Origin of the sequence: Campylobacter showae CSUNSWCD, from assembly GCF_000313615.1 — a bacterium.
Taxonomy (GTDB): domain Bacteria; phylum Campylobacterota; class Campylobacteria; order Campylobacterales; family Campylobacteraceae; genus Campylobacter_A; species Campylobacter_A showae_A.
Genome location: NZ_AMZQ01000008.1, coordinates 184,284 through 199,469 on the forward strand (window position 1 = coordinate 184,284; position 15,186 = coordinate 199,469).

16 protein-coding genes and 2 pseudogenes are annotated in these 15,186 nt (G+C 33.9%); 11 read left to right on the top strand and 7 right to left on the bottom strand.

Annotated features, from left to right (window positions below):
• Positions 1-76: 76 nt before the first annotated feature.
• Positions 77-1,072 (bottom strand): Cj0814 family flagellar-dependent secreted protein, encoded by a 996-nt coding sequence (locus CSUNSWCD_RS06730; protein ID WP_425277329.1) that lies wholly within the window; start codon positions 1,070-1,072, stop codon positions 77-79.
• Positions 1,073-1,146: 74 nt separating this feature from the next.
• On the opposite strand from CSUNSWCD_RS06730, the gene CSUNSWCD_RS12000 reads away from it, so the two are divergent.
• Both CSUNSWCD_RS12000 and CSUNSWCD_RS12005 read left to right on the top strand, forming a co-directional pair.
• Positions 1,147-2,331 carry a recombinase family protein gene (locus CSUNSWCD_RS12000; protein ID WP_009495136.1) on the top strand — a complete coding sequence of 395 codons (1,185 nt, stop codon included), beginning with the start codon at positions 1,147-1,149 and terminating at the stop codon, positions 2,329-2,331.
• A gap of 6 nt (positions 2,332-2,337) precedes the next feature.
• The gene (locus CSUNSWCD_RS12005) at positions 2,338-2,994 is read left to right on the top strand and encodes a DUF4368 domain-containing protein (RefSeq protein ID WP_009495137.1); all 657 of its coding nucleotides are present in this window, start codon (positions 2,338-2,340) and stop codon (positions 2,992-2,994) included.
• A 2-nt stretch (positions 2,995-2,996) separates the two neighbouring features.
• Here CSUNSWCD_RS12005 and dcm read toward each other — a convergent pair whose 3' ends face one another.
• Positions 2,997-4,178: a DNA (cytosine-5-)-methyltransferase gene (dcm, locus tag CSUNSWCD_RS06740; RefSeq protein ID WP_009495138.1), complete on the bottom strand. Its 1,182-nt coding sequence runs from the start codon at positions 4,176-4,178 to the stop codon at positions 2,997-2,999.
• Positions 4,179-4,280: 102 nt separating this feature from the next.
• Here dcm and CSUNSWCD_RS06745 point away from each other — a divergent pair, with 102 nt between their 5' ends.
• From CSUNSWCD_RS06745 to CSUNSWCD_RS06770, 8 genes and pseudogenes are all read left to right on the top strand, one after another.
• On the top strand, positions 4,281-5,198 hold the full coding sequence (locus CSUNSWCD_RS06745) for a type II restriction endonuclease (protein ID WP_009495139.1): 918 nt from the start codon (positions 4,281-4,283) through the stop codon (positions 5,196-5,198).
• Between the two features lie 77 nt (positions 5,199-5,275).
• Positions 5,276-5,629, top strand: coding sequence for a cupin domain-containing protein (locus tag CSUNSWCD_RS06750; protein WP_009295467.1), 354 nt, complete (start codon positions 5,276-5,278; stop codon positions 5,627-5,629).
• Between the two features lie 501 nt (positions 5,630-6,130).
• Positions 6,131-6,319, top strand: a pseudogene (locus CSUNSWCD_RS11730) (DUF3847 domain-containing protein); the annotation flags it as partial.
• A gap of 757 nt (positions 6,320-7,076) precedes the next feature.
• Entirely contained in the window at positions 7,077-7,421 is a 345-nt protein-coding gene (locus CSUNSWCD_RS11555; protein WP_009295465.1) for a hypothetical protein, read from the top strand.
• A 201-nt stretch (positions 7,422-7,622) separates the two neighbouring features.
• Positions 7,623-7,847 carry a hypothetical protein gene (locus CSUNSWCD_RS11735; protein WP_009295464.1) on the top strand — a complete coding sequence of 75 codons (225 nt, stop codon included), beginning with the start codon at positions 7,623-7,625 and terminating at the stop codon, positions 7,845-7,847.
• Positions 7,801-8,160 (top strand): P-loop NTPase family protein, encoded by a 360-nt coding sequence (locus CSUNSWCD_RS11740; RefSeq protein ID WP_009295463.1) that lies wholly within the window; start codon positions 7,801-7,803, stop codon positions 8,158-8,160. The genes CSUNSWCD_RS11735 and CSUNSWCD_RS11740 overlap by 47 nt, the downstream gene beginning before the upstream one ends.
• Positions 8,161-8,457 (top strand): ATP-binding protein, encoded by a 297-nt coding sequence (locus CSUNSWCD_RS11745; protein ID WP_107698022.1) that lies wholly within the window; start codon positions 8,161-8,163, stop codon positions 8,455-8,457.
• Positions 8,458-8,518: 61 nt separating this feature from the next.
• The gene (locus tag CSUNSWCD_RS06770) at positions 8,519-8,692 is read left to right on the top strand and encodes a transposon-encoded TnpW family protein (RefSeq protein ID WP_009295461.1); all 174 of its coding nucleotides are present in this window, start codon (positions 8,519-8,521) and stop codon (positions 8,690-8,692) included.
• A 667-nt stretch (positions 8,693-9,359) separates the two neighbouring features.
• Here CSUNSWCD_RS06770 and CSUNSWCD_RS06775 read toward each other — a convergent pair.
• The 5 genes from CSUNSWCD_RS06775 to CSUNSWCD_RS06795 form a co-directional block, all read right to left on the bottom strand.
• Entirely contained in the window at positions 9,360-10,952 is a 1,593-nt protein-coding gene (locus tag CSUNSWCD_RS06775; protein WP_009295460.1) for a relaxase family protein, read from the bottom strand.
• A 35-nt stretch (positions 10,953-10,987) separates the two neighbouring features.
• Positions 10,988-11,287: a plasmid mobilization protein gene (locus CSUNSWCD_RS12010; protein ID WP_034964499.1), complete on the bottom strand. Its 300-nt coding sequence runs from the start codon at positions 11,285-11,287 to the stop codon at positions 10,988-10,990.
• A 407-nt stretch (positions 11,288-11,694) separates the two neighbouring features.
• Positions 11,695-11,982, bottom strand: coding sequence for a type II toxin-antitoxin system RelE family toxin (locus tag CSUNSWCD_RS06785; protein WP_009295458.1), 288 nt, complete (start codon positions 11,980-11,982; stop codon positions 11,695-11,697).
• A complete protein-coding gene (locus tag CSUNSWCD_RS06790; RefSeq protein ID WP_009295321.1) occupies positions 11,972-12,223 on the bottom strand; it encodes a type II toxin-antitoxin system Phd/YefM family antitoxin in 252 nt (83 codons plus the stop codon). The genes CSUNSWCD_RS06785 and CSUNSWCD_RS06790 overlap by 11 nt, the downstream gene beginning before the upstream one ends.
• An 82-nt stretch (positions 12,224-12,305) precedes the next feature.
• Complete coding sequence (locus CSUNSWCD_RS06795; RefSeq protein ID WP_244263919.1) at positions 12,306-13,598, bottom strand: site-specific integrase; 1,293 nt, start codon at positions 13,596-13,598, stop codon at positions 12,306-12,308.
• 1,199 nt (positions 13,599-14,797) lie between these two features.
• Here CSUNSWCD_RS06795 and CSUNSWCD_RS11165 point away from each other — a divergent pair.
• A pseudogene (locus CSUNSWCD_RS11165) lies at positions 14,798-15,186 on the top strand (hypothetical protein); the annotation flags it as partial.

The following is a 15,186-nucleotide window of genomic DNA, read 5'->3' on the forward strand; positions in this document are numbered from 1 at the left end:
TAATGCTTTTATGGGCTAGAGTATAATCAATAACTAAATCGACCTTTTAGCGATTTAGTTTATATATAACTTATCTCTACACAAAAGTCTTACTGATAGAGCTTATCCTCTCACTCCAAGAATTTGCTAGAGAATTTATATCCTCGCCAGCTGGCTTAAATTTCTCATATTCGTTTGAGGTGACACTTTCTGCGTTAATGTTCTTTGATCTTGCATACATTAAAAGTGTTAGCTCTTTAAGTCTTTCTTTTATGAGCGCTTTTATGCTCTCACTATCCTTACCCACTTTTTCAAAATCCACAAAATACTCTTTATGCTCTCCAGTGCTTGAGATATCATTTAAGGCAGCACTGCTAAGCTTAGTCTTTGCACTATCACTTGGTAGCGGTCTAGAGCTGCGCAAAAATCCCATAAAAAGAGCCTCTTTGCTGTAACCTTCATCTGCTTGATATACCGACATATCAGGGTTAAAACTAAACTCATCACCTGCTTCGCTCATCGTAAAATCAACCTCTTTTACTATGAGCCTAACGCCTGCACTTGATAGTTCTTTACTTAGAGACTTAGCGCTATTTAGCTCATCGGTGCTAGAGTAGATGTTTGAGATAGTAGAGTTTGATAGATCTTTTAGCAAATGTCCTTTGGCGTCATAGTGAGTGCCTTTTGTGCTGTAACCTTTTGGTAGTTTGTCTATATCTGCAAGGGTGTAACTCTTTTTATCATCACCTAAAGCAGAGGTCATTTGATCAAATAGTCTGTAGTAGTGCTTTATGGTGTCGGCCATATCGATGTTGTCAAAGATCTTTATCTGCTCGTCTTTGCTTTTGATGCGGTTTAGCACATGGTTGCGCTCGGCAAATCTACTAAGCTCATCAAGTGTGCTTTTATGGATTTTAAAGTCCTTTGGCAAGCCTGCGGCTTTGTTAAAATCAGCTCCCATAAAACCTGCTTTATCCACTGTGTAGCCATAAGCTTGAAGGTCATTAAAATTTAAAGAGACGAGACTGTTTTGAGAGGGAATAGTATAAGTAAATTTAGCTGGCTCTTGGAGTAATAGAATTAAGGAGAACACTTAATCACTATATTAGTGAAATATGTACTTCTTAATTCTTTTTTATTTAAGAAACTAAGAGAAAGGGGGTAAAAATGAGGAATTATGAAAAGATAACAGCACTCTATGAGAGATTAAGTCGTGATGATGAACTTCAAGGAGAAAGCAATTCTATTGTAAATCAAAAGAAAATCCTTGAAGAATATGCAGGTAAAAATAATTTAAGCAACATCATACATTTTACAGATGATGGAATAAGCGGAACACAGTTTGATAGACTGGGCTTTATGGCAATGATGAACGGAGTTAATCAAGGTAATATAATAGGTTGTATAATCGTAAAAGATATGAGTAGACTTGGCAGAGACTATCTTAAAGTCGGTCAATGTATGGAAATCTTAAGACAAAAGGGAGTTAGGCTCATTGCTATCAATGATAATGTAGATAGCTTTTATAGAGAAGATGATTTTACCCCTTTTAGAAATATTATGAATGAATGGTATACAAGAGATACTTCAAGAAAAATACAATCTACATTCAGGTCAAAGGGGGAAAGCGGAAAGCATACGGCAAGCTCTCCACCTTATGGATATATCAAAGATGAAAAAGACAAAGATAAGTGGATTGTAGATGAAAAAGCAGCGGAGATAGTAAGGAGAATATTCAATCTGACCATGCAAGGCAATGGTCCGTATCGAATAGCAAAGATATTGGAAAGTGAAAAAGTAGATATACCTGCTTACCATCAGCAAAAATTAGGATATGGACTACATCAAAGCAAAGTGTTTGAACATCCTTATCGCTGGTGCAGTTCTACAATTGTAAGTATCTTAAAGAAACAGGAATATTTAGGTCATACTGTAAACTTCAAAACAAGAAAGCATTTCAAGGATAAGAAAAGCAAATATGTATCTGAAGAAAACTGGCTGATATTTGAAAATACCCACGAGGCAATTATAGACCAAGAAACCTTTGATAATGTGCAAAGGATAAGAGGAAATGTAAAAAGGTATCCCGATGGTTGGGGAGAATATCACCCTTTAACTGGGCTTATGTATTATGCAGATTGTGGCAGTAAAATGTATGTTCATAGAACAAGTAATTACAAAAATATTCCCTATTACACTTGCAGTGCTTACACGAAAGTACCCTGTGGAACGCTTTGTCCATCTACTCACAGGATAAAAGCGGAAGCAGTCTTAAACCTTATACAGGAAACCTTAAAAGACATTAAAAAATATCTTGATGAAGATCACGAAGCCTTTATCCGTTCCATTTAAAATGAAATGGAAGAAAAGGAAAAAGTAGAGATAGAAAAGAAAAAAATAAGATTAATGGAAAGTAAAAACAGGCTTCAGGAACTTGAACGATTGATGTGCCGTATTTACGAAGATATGATACTTGAAAAAATACCAAGTAATAGATATGAGATACTTAACAGTCAATATGAAACAGAGCAAATAGCTTTAAGCAAAGAAATTAAAGACTTAGAGTTTGCAATATCAAGATATGAAAAAGAAACAGATAAGGCGAAAAAGTTTATATCTCTAATAAGCCGATATGAAAATTTTGATGAACTTACAACTACAATGATAAATGAGTTTGTAGAAAAGATTATTGTTCATGAAAGGAATAGAAAAGGTAGTCAAACATCAAAGCAAAAAATAGAGATATATTTTAATTTTATCGGTAACTATGAGCCACCAAAAGAAGAATTGACTGAAGAAGAAGAAGAAGAAAGATTAAAAATTGAGGAAGAAGAGAGAAAAATCAAGGAAAGAAAAGATAGACTTCATCAAAACTACTTAAAGCGTAAAGTAAATGGAAAACAACAGGAATATGAGGAAAGGTATAAGGCAAGGAGAGAACAGAGAAAACAAGAAAAATTAAAGGTTCTGAAAAGGGCAGGTATACAAGTTAATAAGTTAGAAAAAAGAGATTGAAGTTAGTCAATCTCTTTTTTAGTACAGGTATCAAGTATATCAATTATGTTATTTGCAATTGCATGGATAACAGTAACGGCAACAGAATTACCAAACTGTTTGTAACTTTGAGTATCACTTACAGGAATGATATAGTTTTCGGGGAAGCCTTGAAGTCTTGCAGCTTCACGAGGTGTTAGTTTTCGTGGATTTTTTCCTTTTTGCTCAATAAGTATTTCACTCCCGTCTTTATAATATCTTGCAGATAATGTATTTGTATAAGGACTGTTTTCATTGAACAATGTGTAACCAAATCCATTTCCCTTTATTTTATGTTCTTTCTTTCGTCGTTGATGACCTTGCCAAAGTGCATTTGAAATGGTGTATTTAGTATCAACATTTTGCTCTAAAATATTTCCCACAGAAACATCTGGGCAGGGAGGAATTGGAAAAGAAAAATCTTTATAGTTATCTATTTTATCCTTATCAAATCCAACAATGTAAATACGCTCTCTATTTTGTGGAACACCGAAGTCTTTTGCTTTAAGTATAATAGAATGAACATCGTAGTTTAAATCCTTTAATGTTTTTTCTATTGTTTTATAGGTACGACCTTTATCGTGAGATTTTAGGTTTTTGACATTTTCAAGAAGAAATGCCTTAGGTCGTTTCTCTTTAATAATTCTTGCAATTTCAAAAAATAATGTTCCACGAGTATCTTCAAAACCAAGCTTTTTACCGGCTTGACTAAATGCTTGACAAGGAAAACCACCGACAATAATATCATGATTAGGAATATCTTTTTCAGATATTTTTGTAATATCTCCAAAAGGAGTTTCACCAAAATTTGCCTTATATGTTTTTACTGCAAATTTATCAATTTCACTACTGAATACGACATTTGTTTTACCTGTTTGGTAAAATCCAAGCCTTGTACCACCAATTCCGGCAAATAAATCAATGATTTTATAGGGGGCATTTTCATTATTGGGGAAAGGTACTTTTTCAGGAAATGATAAAATATGTTTCAGCTCAATGGACGATGGCTGACTTTCTCCATTTTCCCATCTGCGAATTGTCCTATCTCCGAATTTGGACATACCAACAGCATCAGCTAATTCTTTTTGAGTCATTTGTAATCTGATACGCTTATTTTTTATTAAAATAGCAGGGGAATTATCTATGATTTGTGGTATAATATTCATATATATTCTCCTTTTTATATATGTTATTTCAAGGACTAACTGTCCTCTATTTGACACTATTGTACCATATAGAAGAAAATTTTTCAAGAAAGGAAAAGAGTTATGGCAAATATTTCTCTTGATGAATATAAAAACTTAGTTAAAGAAAAAAGGAAAGAAGGCTTTAAACAGCCTTATGACTTAGTTTATGATAATTTTATTACATTAGGATACGACAAAGTCCCTAAAGAATTCTTTTTAAGTAATGCAAGTGAAGTTGTTGAAAAACTTAGAAATAGCTGTTGGAGTGAATTTCAGCCATTAGAAAAAGACTTTACTTCAAAAATGCTAAAAGAGTTAGTTGATGATGAGTATATCAAAACTCTTACACCAATAGAGGCAATTACTTGGTTTGTGGAAGAATTTCCGGAACATATATATGCTTTGACTTTGTCAAATACTCAAAGTAGGAGGAGTAGAGCAGGTAAAGAATTTGAAAGTATTATAGAACTCATTTTGATTGGTGCAGGGATTCCACTTGACAGTCAAGGTAATATAGGTAAACAAGAGTTTGTCAATAAAGGTCTTGGTAAATTGGTAGATTTAGTTTCTCCGGGTGTTTTAGAATACATTGTAAATAAGAGAAATACTGTCTTAATTAGTGCAAAAACCACATTAAGAGAAAGATGGCAAGAAGTACCTGAAGAAATGGGAAGAACAGGTGCAAGAGAAATGTTTTTAGCAACTCTTGATACTTCTATTAGCTCTGATGTATTGAACACTCTATATGAGGCTAATATACAAGTTACAACAACAAAAAATATAAAAGAAACATATTATTCCGATAATGAAAGGGTATTAACCTTTGAAAAGTTGGTTGAAATATGTTTAGACAATGTTTCTCATTGGAAAAATTTCAACTACACAGTAGAACAAAATGAGCAAATGATAGAGCTTATCACTAAGCAAATTGAAAAACACCAAAATCATAAATTTGTAGAAGAATATTATGATGAGAGATTAAAAAACATAAAGAAGTAGACAAATTAGAATTTGTCGGTATATCATTAAATCGCATTTTTTCGATTAAACTATGGAATACAAAGGAGCAAATAATCATGAGCGAACAGAGAATCTATTGCATGGACCTTGTAAAAAAAGAGGATCCGGAAAAGGCTGTCAGAACACCGTTTTATCAGACAGAATCTACAGGCGGATCGGTCTGGGTTATCAAACCCGGTCAGACATTGCAAAAGCACTATCACCACAATTCCGACGATATATGGATCGTCCTTCAGGGAGAGGGAATATTCTACCCCCAGCCTAATGAAGAGGTTCCATTCAAGAAAGGCCATGTCATAGTATCGAAGAAAGACTCCTGCCACGGAGCAAAAAATACTGGAGATGAGGATATCATCTTTGTAAGTATAGTAGCACCTGTCCCTTCCGACTATGATCCTATAAACGAGTGACAGGAAAATAAAATTCCCGTTTGACAAAGGATTGTGATTATACTTGAGAAAGAAAAATGTTTATATAACATTGGGATACATAGCTGTATATCTGGTGATATATTGGTGAGAGCAACTTGATTGGTTGGCTATTTACTAATATTTCAACTGGTGAGCATAGTTATTTATATGGTTGGTTGCTCAGTAGTAATCTGTTTTGGTATGCACTTGCGATTTCTGCGCTTCCTTCTCTTTGGGGTAAGTTTAAGTTTTCGGCTGTTACTACGGCGGGATTTATTGTAGGTATTGTAGCAGGCATAATCGTTGAGAAATACAAGAAGTAAGTCAAATTTCAGTTTGTCGAGCTGAATAATACAGATTCAAGACGATAGAAAGTAAAACATCTATCGTCTTTTCTTATGAAAAAAACTTGAAAGGAGATGAAATTTATGGACAATAAAAACAGAATTAGAAAAAGTAAAAGAAAAGATTGAAAGCAAGTAAGAAGAAAAAAAATATGAAAAGAAACTATCTCAGCTTAAAAATCAGGAAAAGAAAATCAGAAAGCAAACGAGCCTTGAAGAAAGAAAAAAGCGAAACCATAGATTGATAGAGCGAGGAGCAATCTTAGAAAGTTTAATTGAGGGAGCAAGCGAGAAAAGTAATGAAGAAATAAAGGCTATTTTGCAAAGAGCATTTCAAAAAGACTAAGAAACGCAAGGACATAGTATAATTGTAATTCCCTTAGATTTTCTAAGGGCGCAATTATACACCCTTTAGGTGTCCTTGCGACCTGCGGTGCTTTTACCCTTGCGGGGAGCAAAGAAAAAAGCCGAAGCATTTTTCCGTATTAAAGGCAAAAGACAACTGAATATAATTCATTCGCTTTTTTATCATCAAGGGTAAAGCACATTCACTATCGCTCACCCTTGACAATAAAAATTTGAAACAGATAGCTTACATTAAGCCGACATACTGAAACAACAAAAGTCGGCTTTTTCTATTGTACCGTTTCAAAACGCTCATTCAGTTTATAGAAAAGCAAAAGTATTTTTAAGACCGACATCTAAAACAACAAAAGAAAAATAAGAAGATGACAAATGCCACATTCCCAAAATGGGAGTGTACCTAAATCAAAGACAGTACTAATCAAAGGGGGTAGTGAAACACGACTTCCTTAAAAGATAAAAGGAGTAACGATTTGTTGCTACATTTTCATAACAAAAGATAGGAGAGAAAAATGGCAGATAAAAGGATGTTTTCAATAAAGATAGTGGATAGCGACTTATTTTTGGATATGCCATTAAGTAGCCAATGCCTGTATTTTCATCTATCTATGAGGGCAGATGATGATGACTTAAAAATTCTAATTACAAAAGGTTTTGTAATTGTCTTTTAAAGAGGGGTTATAGTCATTACCTATTGGAAGATAAATAACTACATCAGAAATGACAGACGAAAAGAAACGATGTATCTTGAAGAAAAGCAAAGTATAACGCAAACGGAAAATGGAGCATATATCAAGGTTGAAAATCTTGGTATACCAAATGACAACCAAGTGTCAACCGTTTGTCCGCATAGTATAGTTAAGGGTAGATTAGATAAGAGGAGAATAGAACAGGTTGCCCCAGTGTCCCTTTATGGAGAGTATCAAAATATTCATTTAACCGATGAAAAATACCAAAATCTAAAAGATAGGCTGAAAGGTCATACAGATACAATGACTGAAAAGCTATTAAGATATATCAAAAGTAAAGGCACAGACTACAAAGACCACTATGTAACAATCCTTAATTGGTATGAATTGGTATGAACAGGATAAAGAAAAGCTATCACAGAAAAATAATCAAAATAAAAGCCATAGAACCTATTCAACCAACTATGAAGACAGCGACAGCCTATAAAAGGTGTTTTTAAGGGTTTAATCATAAAAGAGGTGTCAGACTATGGTTAAGATAAAAATAAGCCTTAAAAACGCATTATAGAGCCTGATGTAGAAAAGGAGACTAAAATTATGAATGATAAAGAAAATATGATTACTACAAAAATTCAAGGGACAGATTTTATCTACAACAAAGATACTCACTATGAAGAAGACGGACATATCTATTGCAAGATTTGTAATGAAAGAATAGACGGTAAGGTAATTCCGATGTTGGATAAGCCTATGATTATCAGAACGGCTTGTAAATGTGATAGAGATAGAGCTGAACAAGAAAAAACTGTTAAAACAAGATAGGTTGAGACAAAGCTGCTTTATATCCAAAAATCAAATAGCCTACACCTTTAAAAATGCCGATGAAGATACAGATAAGGAAATCATCAAAAAAGCAAAGAACTATGTAAAACATTTTGAAGAAATGAGAAAAGATAATGTTGGACTGTTACTTTACGGAAATGTAGGAAGTGGCAAGACCTATGTAGCTTGTGCTATTGCCAACGCTATAATTACAGAATATAGCCATACAGTAAAAATGAGGAACTTTGCACAGATATTAAACGACTTACAAAAAGGCGGCTTTAATCTTGATAGAAACGAATATATCGAATAGATAACAAGCCCTACCCTACTAATTCTTGATGATTTTGGAATAGAGAGAAATACAGAATATGCCTTAGAGCAAATTTACAATGTAATCAATGCAAGATACCTAAAGGCAAGACCAACCATTATAACTACTAACCTTAATTTCAAAGATATAGAAAAAGAACAGGAAGATATAATGCTTGGCAGGATTTATTCAAGGATAATCGAGATGTGTTTACCTCTTAGGATAACGGGACTTGATAGAAGAAAAATACAGAGCAAAGAAAAGCTGAAGAAAGCACAAAACTTAATAGATGAATGAGAGCGATTGGAAAAGTAAAAAATTCTAATCGCTTTTTAATTGCAAGAAAAGGAATGATGATATGCAAAAAAATAATACAGAAACAAAAACAATAAAGAAGATTGGAAAAACTACCTATGAAGTTGTTGTACATTTTAATAAAAATACTACTGAAACAATGCAAGACAAATTGAAACGCATAATGCTTAGAGAAATTGAGAGTGAAAAACATCAAAAAAATGATAAAAATGATTAGAAAGTCCTTGACAAGTTGTTACAGGTTTGGCTCGCTAATCTTTTCTTTGGTCTTTTGGTTAAAAATATCACTAAAATTTGCAGACCTGCCTTGTTTGTGCTGTTGCTTAGTGTATGAATTTATATTGGTGCTTAAGATGCTAATATCATTCGTGGTTTGCCTCCTAGCTTCTTGCTTTTTAAGTTTTAATTAAAGTAACCATAAAATAATTGACTATCCAAATTTATCAGTCAAAATAAACAAGTGACAAATATGCCAATCACAAAAATTACAAAAATTTACTTTTACTAAGTCATTCTTTGGTGGGACTGATTTAATTCCAGTATGCGCCAAAATTCAATTCAGATATTAGGGCGAGCATACTCTATGTAGCTACAAAATGTTACCATTTGCATCTCCATAGAGGCTCGCAAGGATAGCTTGCCGCTCCCTTGACCCACGCTTAAAAAATATTTTCTTTATTAAAGTGGCCATGCAAGATAGGCTTTTTTTAATAAAAGCTTAAGTTGATTAAAGGCAGCCATAAGAACAAAAATAATTAGACTAAATTATTTTTTATGATCTACAAAATATATTTTAGTATATTTTTAAAATGGCAACGTAACAAATAATGTTTGGAAGTAATAAATGAGATGATTATGTAATAAACTTAGTAGAGTCTCTACGTTTAAAACATATCTAGACTTTGAGTTTTTTCCTTGCATACATCACCCACATGGTGATATATGCTGGCTTTTTGGGAGTATTCACGCTCCTCTATAAATTCTCTACATATTCTTGTAGCATCTTGTGCTCTATCTGTAAGCTCTCGTATTCTTCTCTCAAATTTTGGAATTTTTCTTCTAAATTTTCTAATTTTTCTTCCAAGCAAGATATTGAACTCTCGTACATATCTCTTTGTTGCTGCAAAGATTCCGTTAAGGCGTCGTTGCAATCTTTGTTCAAGCTCTTGACTTTCTTTGTTAGCTCTGTCACATTTGTCTGTAATATCGCGAGCTTCTTCTCGCAGTCTTGTTGCAAATTCATTGTTTCTAATTCGTGCTTGCTCCTTTCGTCTTCGATCGTCTTCGTCAAGCGCTCGTTCTCTTCTAGCAATGCTTTCTCTAATGCTGTCATCCTCTACTCCATTTTCATTAATATAAATTTCCTGCTCTCGTTCTCTATTATCTCTTTGTCTTTTGGAATCGATATGTAATACTCCCTCTGGGTCTTGTCCGCAGTAGGTTGGCTGTATCTCCATTGTTTTGGTATCGTCCAAGCTACTTCTTCCTTTAATATCATTGCGTGCACTACCCAGCCAATTGCTATTCCCAAAATTAGTGCGGTAGCCGCTGATAGCGAGATTATCACCGATCTGTCCTTGTGATGCAAGGATATTGTTTTTTGAAGTTCTTTCGACATATCTTTCTTGATTAAATCTATCTCTTTTAGCAATAAGCTCCTCAAGTTTTCGCCTATTTTCTCTGCACTCTGCTTGTGTATTTCTATCATGGAATTCTCTAATTCTTCTGCTTGAGCTTTGGCTGAGTTCTCCAAGTCTTTGAGCACTGGTGAAGTCTGCATCGTATATTCCTCCTTTTAGACGATTTTTTGTTTTTTTAGTAGGCAGTATGATCGTTATGCCTTTTTTGTTGATCCTGGTTATTTCGATACCATTTTGTTTAAGAAGTTCAATCATGTGGTCTCTATTTTTAATATAGCCTTGCTTAACCAGATCGTGCAACTTTTGGTCTAGCTCTTCTAAATTTTTATAATGATTGATGTTTTTCTTGCTAGACAATATAGTTTGCTCTTTTGCTGGATCATCTGGACTTGATAGTCCATACTCATCGTTAATGATCTTTTTGATTAGATCTATTCTCGTTTGATCATATTTGGCAAAATAAGGATTAAATGACCTGTCTGTTTCAAGATCTATCTTAGGGATAAGGAAATTTAACTCAAGCCGTCCATCCTTGTCTGAGTGTTCTACCCATAATACATTTGTACGTTCAAGCATATATTCACCCAAAAGAGCATATTCAAAATCCTTAATAATTTTTAGTTTTTGCTCTTCAGTTAAAAAGTCATGCCTCTCTTCAAATGATAAAACACCAAAACAGGTCTTTTGTTTATAGGTGATGCCTTTTATAATAGCTCTAGTTAAATTTTCATCACCTTTTATAACTCTTGCTGTTCCAGCAGCTTTTCTCTCATTTAAAAGATAATTTATGCTCCCAAGGCCACCACCAGTATAAGTACGAAGAAATTTAACTAGCATCACTAGTGCCTTTATTTGTATTGATACAAGGCGAATCAAGAAACATATTTTTTACCCAATATTTCATAAATTTTATGTAAGATCTTATTATCGTCGGCTATGATCTCAATACCAACTCTATCTAGGCTTTGCCCACTATTTAATTTGGTGGCTATTTGGTTTATGTTTTGTCCTTGTCTAGATAGCTCAATTAGAAGTTCCCTTATAATTGGTGCATAAATCTGCTTAGACAACATAGCTCTTAGGGCAAATTTTGAGAAAGTTAGGCCACTTTCTTGTAATTTATTATTAATCACCAACCATTCTGCATTACTTAGCCTAAGTCTTTTAGTTATGACTTTGGTTACCTTGCGTTTTTTATCTTTTCAGAACTCACGTAAATTTACTCCCAATCTAAGAAGAAGCCACTCAAAAAATCCTATGCCATAAAAATTTTTGTCAGACTTGCTCTTTAAATATCTTTTAAGGTTATTTTATAAAATTTCACAGCCTAAAACAAGGAATTCGGTAGGCTTCAGGCCGCTAAAATGCGTGTTTTTTTAAAAATACTATGAAATATATAATATAATTTTTGTAGCTTCTGGATTTCTCTTAAAAATTTAGTCTAGTATGAAATTAAGAAAATAAAATAATAAAAATGTAAGGGGTTATGCTCATCATAAAAGAGCACTTAGATAGGACAAGCTAATAACATAAAATTAGTTACTAGCAAATCACAGATAACTAAAGTCTAGCTTTATGCTTAGTTAAATTTATCCTTTAGCATCTCGTATACTTCGTTGTTCTCTCTTTTGCCGACAACTAGCACTAACACTACTATCTCACTATCTTTTACCTGATATGCCAAGCGGTAGCCGACATCTCTTAACTTGATCTTATAGACATCTTCGTAGCCTCGTAGCTTGTCCTTGGCAACCTTTGGGTTTTCTAGACGCTCACTTAGCTTCTTTTTAAACTGCACTTTTATGCTATTGTCTAGCTTTTGCCACTCTTTTAAAGCGCCTGGTAAGAACTCTAACTCATAGCTCATCTAAGCTTACTTTTACTGGTTTTTCACCACTTGCTAGAGCAGCATCTACTGCTTTACTTAGATGATACTCTTCTATTATCTCTGCCATCTTTTCATAGACAGCACTAGGCACTAGATATGCACTAGGGACATTGTGGTTTAGTATAGCTACGACATTATCTCCAGCTTGTTTTAAAATTTGAGCTGGAGACTTTTTTAGCTCACTTATGCTAGCTGTAAAATTTGCTTGTATAGTTTGCATTTTTATCCTTTATTTAATACCTAAAATAATACTAAATAAGATATAAAGATAGTCTTAAAAGTTTATGCTTTGAAATTTATCCCTACTCATTATCATACGATACCATCTCTACTTTAGCCTTTAGTGTGTTTGCATTAATAGGCTTGGCATAAGTGTTTAGTAAAATTTTATACTGCTTTTCATGTCCTACTATCTGGGCTATAAGGTTAGCTTCTACCTCGCGTTGCACTAGATAGTCTATAAAGTAGTGCCTAAAAGAGTAGAAGGTCTTTTTAGAGTCTTTGTCTATAAACTTTCTTTGGATCTGGCTTCTAAAAATTTCAGAGAAGTCCTTATTGCTTACCTTAAATATATTTCCGCTTTTCTTGCTATTAACATATTCTAGCAGACCTAGATCTATGAGCTTACTATGAATAGGCACAAACCTAATGCTGTTTTTGGTCTTGGTGGTTTTACCATCATTTGTGTTTATGTTAAAGCAGTAAATCCCATCTTTTAAAGCTATATCTTCCTTATGAAGCTGTGTGATCTCTTTTATCCTCATGCCACTATAAGCAGCTATCATTGTGACGTAGTAGAGCTCACTAGCCTCTATCCTTGAACTTGGTGATTTACCACTTTGTTTGATACTAGTTACTATCTCAAAGATCTTTCTAGCTTCTGATGCTTCGTATGGAAGCACTGCCCTTTCGCTAGGGTCTATGTCTATCTTGACATTCATTTTTGCAGTTATGCTTTTACTTATATAGCCGCTATCAAAGCAGTAGTTAAAAAACTGAATAACCCTTATCATATATTTTTGGATAGTAGGCTCAGAGAGTTTATCGTCATTTTCTCCTAGCTTAAGTATCTGAGATAAACTTTTATCTTTATACCTGCTCTTTTGAGCTAGCTTAGTTGGAATTTTATAAAGAAGATCTCTAAATTCAAGCAAGTTATCTCTTGTGATCCTATAAACTGGCGTATCTTCGTTAAAGTATAAAAATAAGAGCTTTTTTACGCCAGTAACTAGTCTTTGCGTATCTGGCGACCACTTGTCAGCTCTTTTAGTGTTTGTCTCAAATATCTCGAATGCATCCTTTAAGCTCTTTTGATCTTCTAAATTTAAAGCTGAGAATTGATTGCTAGAGCCAGATGTCGCTTGCAGTACTTGCCTGATCTCATACTCTTTGGTTATTTTGGCGCTAGGATTAAAAATACTAAAGCTACTATCGTCATCTAATTTTATCTTGATATTTTTTGGTGGATTTGGGTCCATTATAATATCTTCCATGCTTCTATGGTCATTCTTTGTTCTTACTAGCTTTAAATTTGAAGTTGAGCCATACTTTTGATCTAGTATGGCATAAACCGTCTCGCTAATCCTCTGAGCCATAGCCTTAAGCTGCCCATCAGTAATGGGCAAACAACCACTATTTTCAAGCTCTTTTATATTTTCTTGAAAAGAATCTATATCCTTAGCATCAAACGAACTAGGCGTGGCTTTAGTATCATTAGAGCCATCTTCAAGGAAACAGTGCTCACGCTTGTCATCAAAGAGCACACTGCTCTTCTCAAGCTTTGATACAAGATAGTTAAGTGTTAGTATGTTTTTCTCTAAAAGAGTTTGCCCTATGTTCTCTTTATCCTTGCTGCCAAGAGCACCAGCAGTGTTAGTGATATTACTTATATCCTTAATTAAAATTTGAGGTAGATCGCCATCTATCAAACTTTGTTTAAAGTAGTCATTGAGCGCATTTAGAAATTCTACATCCATCTTCTTATTAAGAAGAGAGTGCTCTTTGATGCTCTTACTAAGCTTTACTTTCATAAACGAATTTACAAAAGATTGGATTATGTTATCACTAAGATTCATGTGAACTGCCCTTTTTATCAGGTAAAGATTATTATCTAGAATTTTAGCCCTTTTTCTGGCTTTTTCCAAGAGATTAGTGGATGTGGAGAAGCAAATTTCTCGCTTTTCGTTAAAAAATTTTCTGATGCTTGGAGCAAGTGTGACTCGGTAGTAATATATACCGTTTCGCTCCCTTAAGTGTTGTCCCATATTTAATAGCCAACCGGTCAAAAATGGAACAGTTTTATGTAACGACTAAGTAAAAAATCGTCTAAAGTGCGTATTTCAGGCTTTTGTGAGCTCATATAAAAAATCCTCATAAGCCGGAGGTCGGGAGTTCAAGTCTCCCCCGTGACACCAAAAAGCCTTAAAATACGGGTTTTCTACGATTTTATATCGCATTTTCCTTTCATAAAATATAGCTTAAAGTTTGTAGCAAACTTAAAATTTATGCAGCAAAAATTTAAGCCGTTTGCAATTCCAGCACATTTTTATAAAAAATAATAAAAAATATTGTTTTCTCGCAAATATCACGAGCGTTAAAAAATAAGAATAGTGTCGTTAATTTTTTTAAGATCACAAATTTAAGATGCATTAGCGGATTTTAAAATTAACCTCTGCTCAAGCGATAAAAACACGCTATACGCAATGGCTAGTATATTACAAAATGATTTATAAATAATTATTGGTTAAAAACTTTCAAAGGAGTTTTTCTCAAAGAGTGTGCAAGCACAAGAACTATGATCCTGTCGATGAAAAATAAGTATATAGTCCGTTCCCGAATTTCGCAGAAGAAATTTAGAGAAATTCTCAAGTATTTTGCAGAGGATATAGAGGCTACTAAAATAGCAAATTTAACCGGGATTTCTAGAATTTCCATCAATAAAATTCTAAAAAATATCAGAATTTTAATGGCTAGCGAGTGTGAAAAAATAAGTAAGTTTTCAGGCGAAATTTCCAAGCCCGCCTAGAAGCTTCGCTTCGCTCGTAACTGCGAGCAGAACGGAGCTAAAAGAGTAAGAGGTAAGAGAGGTAGAGGAGCAGCAAATAAAACCCCGGTATTTAACTTCGCTTTGCTCGTTACTGCGAGCAGAACGGTATGCTTAAAAGAGATGGCAAAGTCTATACT

Excerpts from the sequence above, each read along its gene's own strand:
- CSUNSWCD_RS12000 (WP_009495136.1), top strand. The coding sequence starts at position 1,147 with ATGAGGAATTATGAAAAGATAACAGCACTCTATGAGAGATTAAGTCGT.
- CSUNSWCD_RS12005 (WP_009495137.1), top strand. The coding sequence starts at position 2,338 with ATGGAAGAAAAGGAAAAAGTAGAGATAGAAAAGAAAAAAATAAGATTA.
- dcm (WP_009495138.1), bottom strand. The coding sequence starts at position 4,178 with ATGAATATTATACCACAAATCATAGATAATTCCCCTGCTATTTTAATA.
- CSUNSWCD_RS06745 (WP_009495139.1), top strand. The coding sequence starts at position 4,281 with ATGGCAAATATTTCTCTTGATGAATATAAAAACTTAGTTAAAGAAAAA.
- CSUNSWCD_RS06750 (WP_009295467.1), top strand. The coding sequence starts at position 5,276 with ATGAGCGAACAGAGAATCTATTGCATGGACCTTGTAAAAAAAGAGGAT.
- CSUNSWCD_RS11555 (WP_009295465.1), top strand. The coding sequence starts at position 7,077 with ATGTATCTTGAAGAAAAGCAAAGTATAACGCAAACGGAAAATGGAGCA.
- CSUNSWCD_RS11735 (WP_009295464.1), top strand. The coding sequence starts at position 7,623 with ATGAATGATAAAGAAAATATGATTACTACAAAAATTCAAGGGACAGAT.
- CSUNSWCD_RS06770 (WP_009295461.1), top strand. The coding sequence starts at position 8,519 with ATGCAAAAAAATAATACAGAAACAAAAACAATAAAGAAGATTGGAAAA.
- CSUNSWCD_RS06775 (WP_009295460.1), bottom strand. The coding sequence starts at position 10,952 with ATGCTAGTTAAATTTCTTCGTACTTATACTGGTGGTGGCCTTGGGAGC.
- CSUNSWCD_RS06785 (WP_009295458.1), bottom strand. The coding sequence starts at position 11,982 with ATGAGCTATGAGTTAGAGTTCTTACCAGGCGCTTTAAAAGAGTGGCAA.
- CSUNSWCD_RS06790 (WP_009295321.1), bottom strand. The coding sequence starts at position 12,223 with ATGCAAACTATACAAGCAAATTTTACAGCTAGCATAAGTGAGCTAAAA.
- CSUNSWCD_RS06795 (WP_244263919.1), bottom strand. The coding sequence starts at position 13,598 with ATGGCTCAGAGGATTAGCGAGACGGTTTATGCCATACTAGATCAAAAG.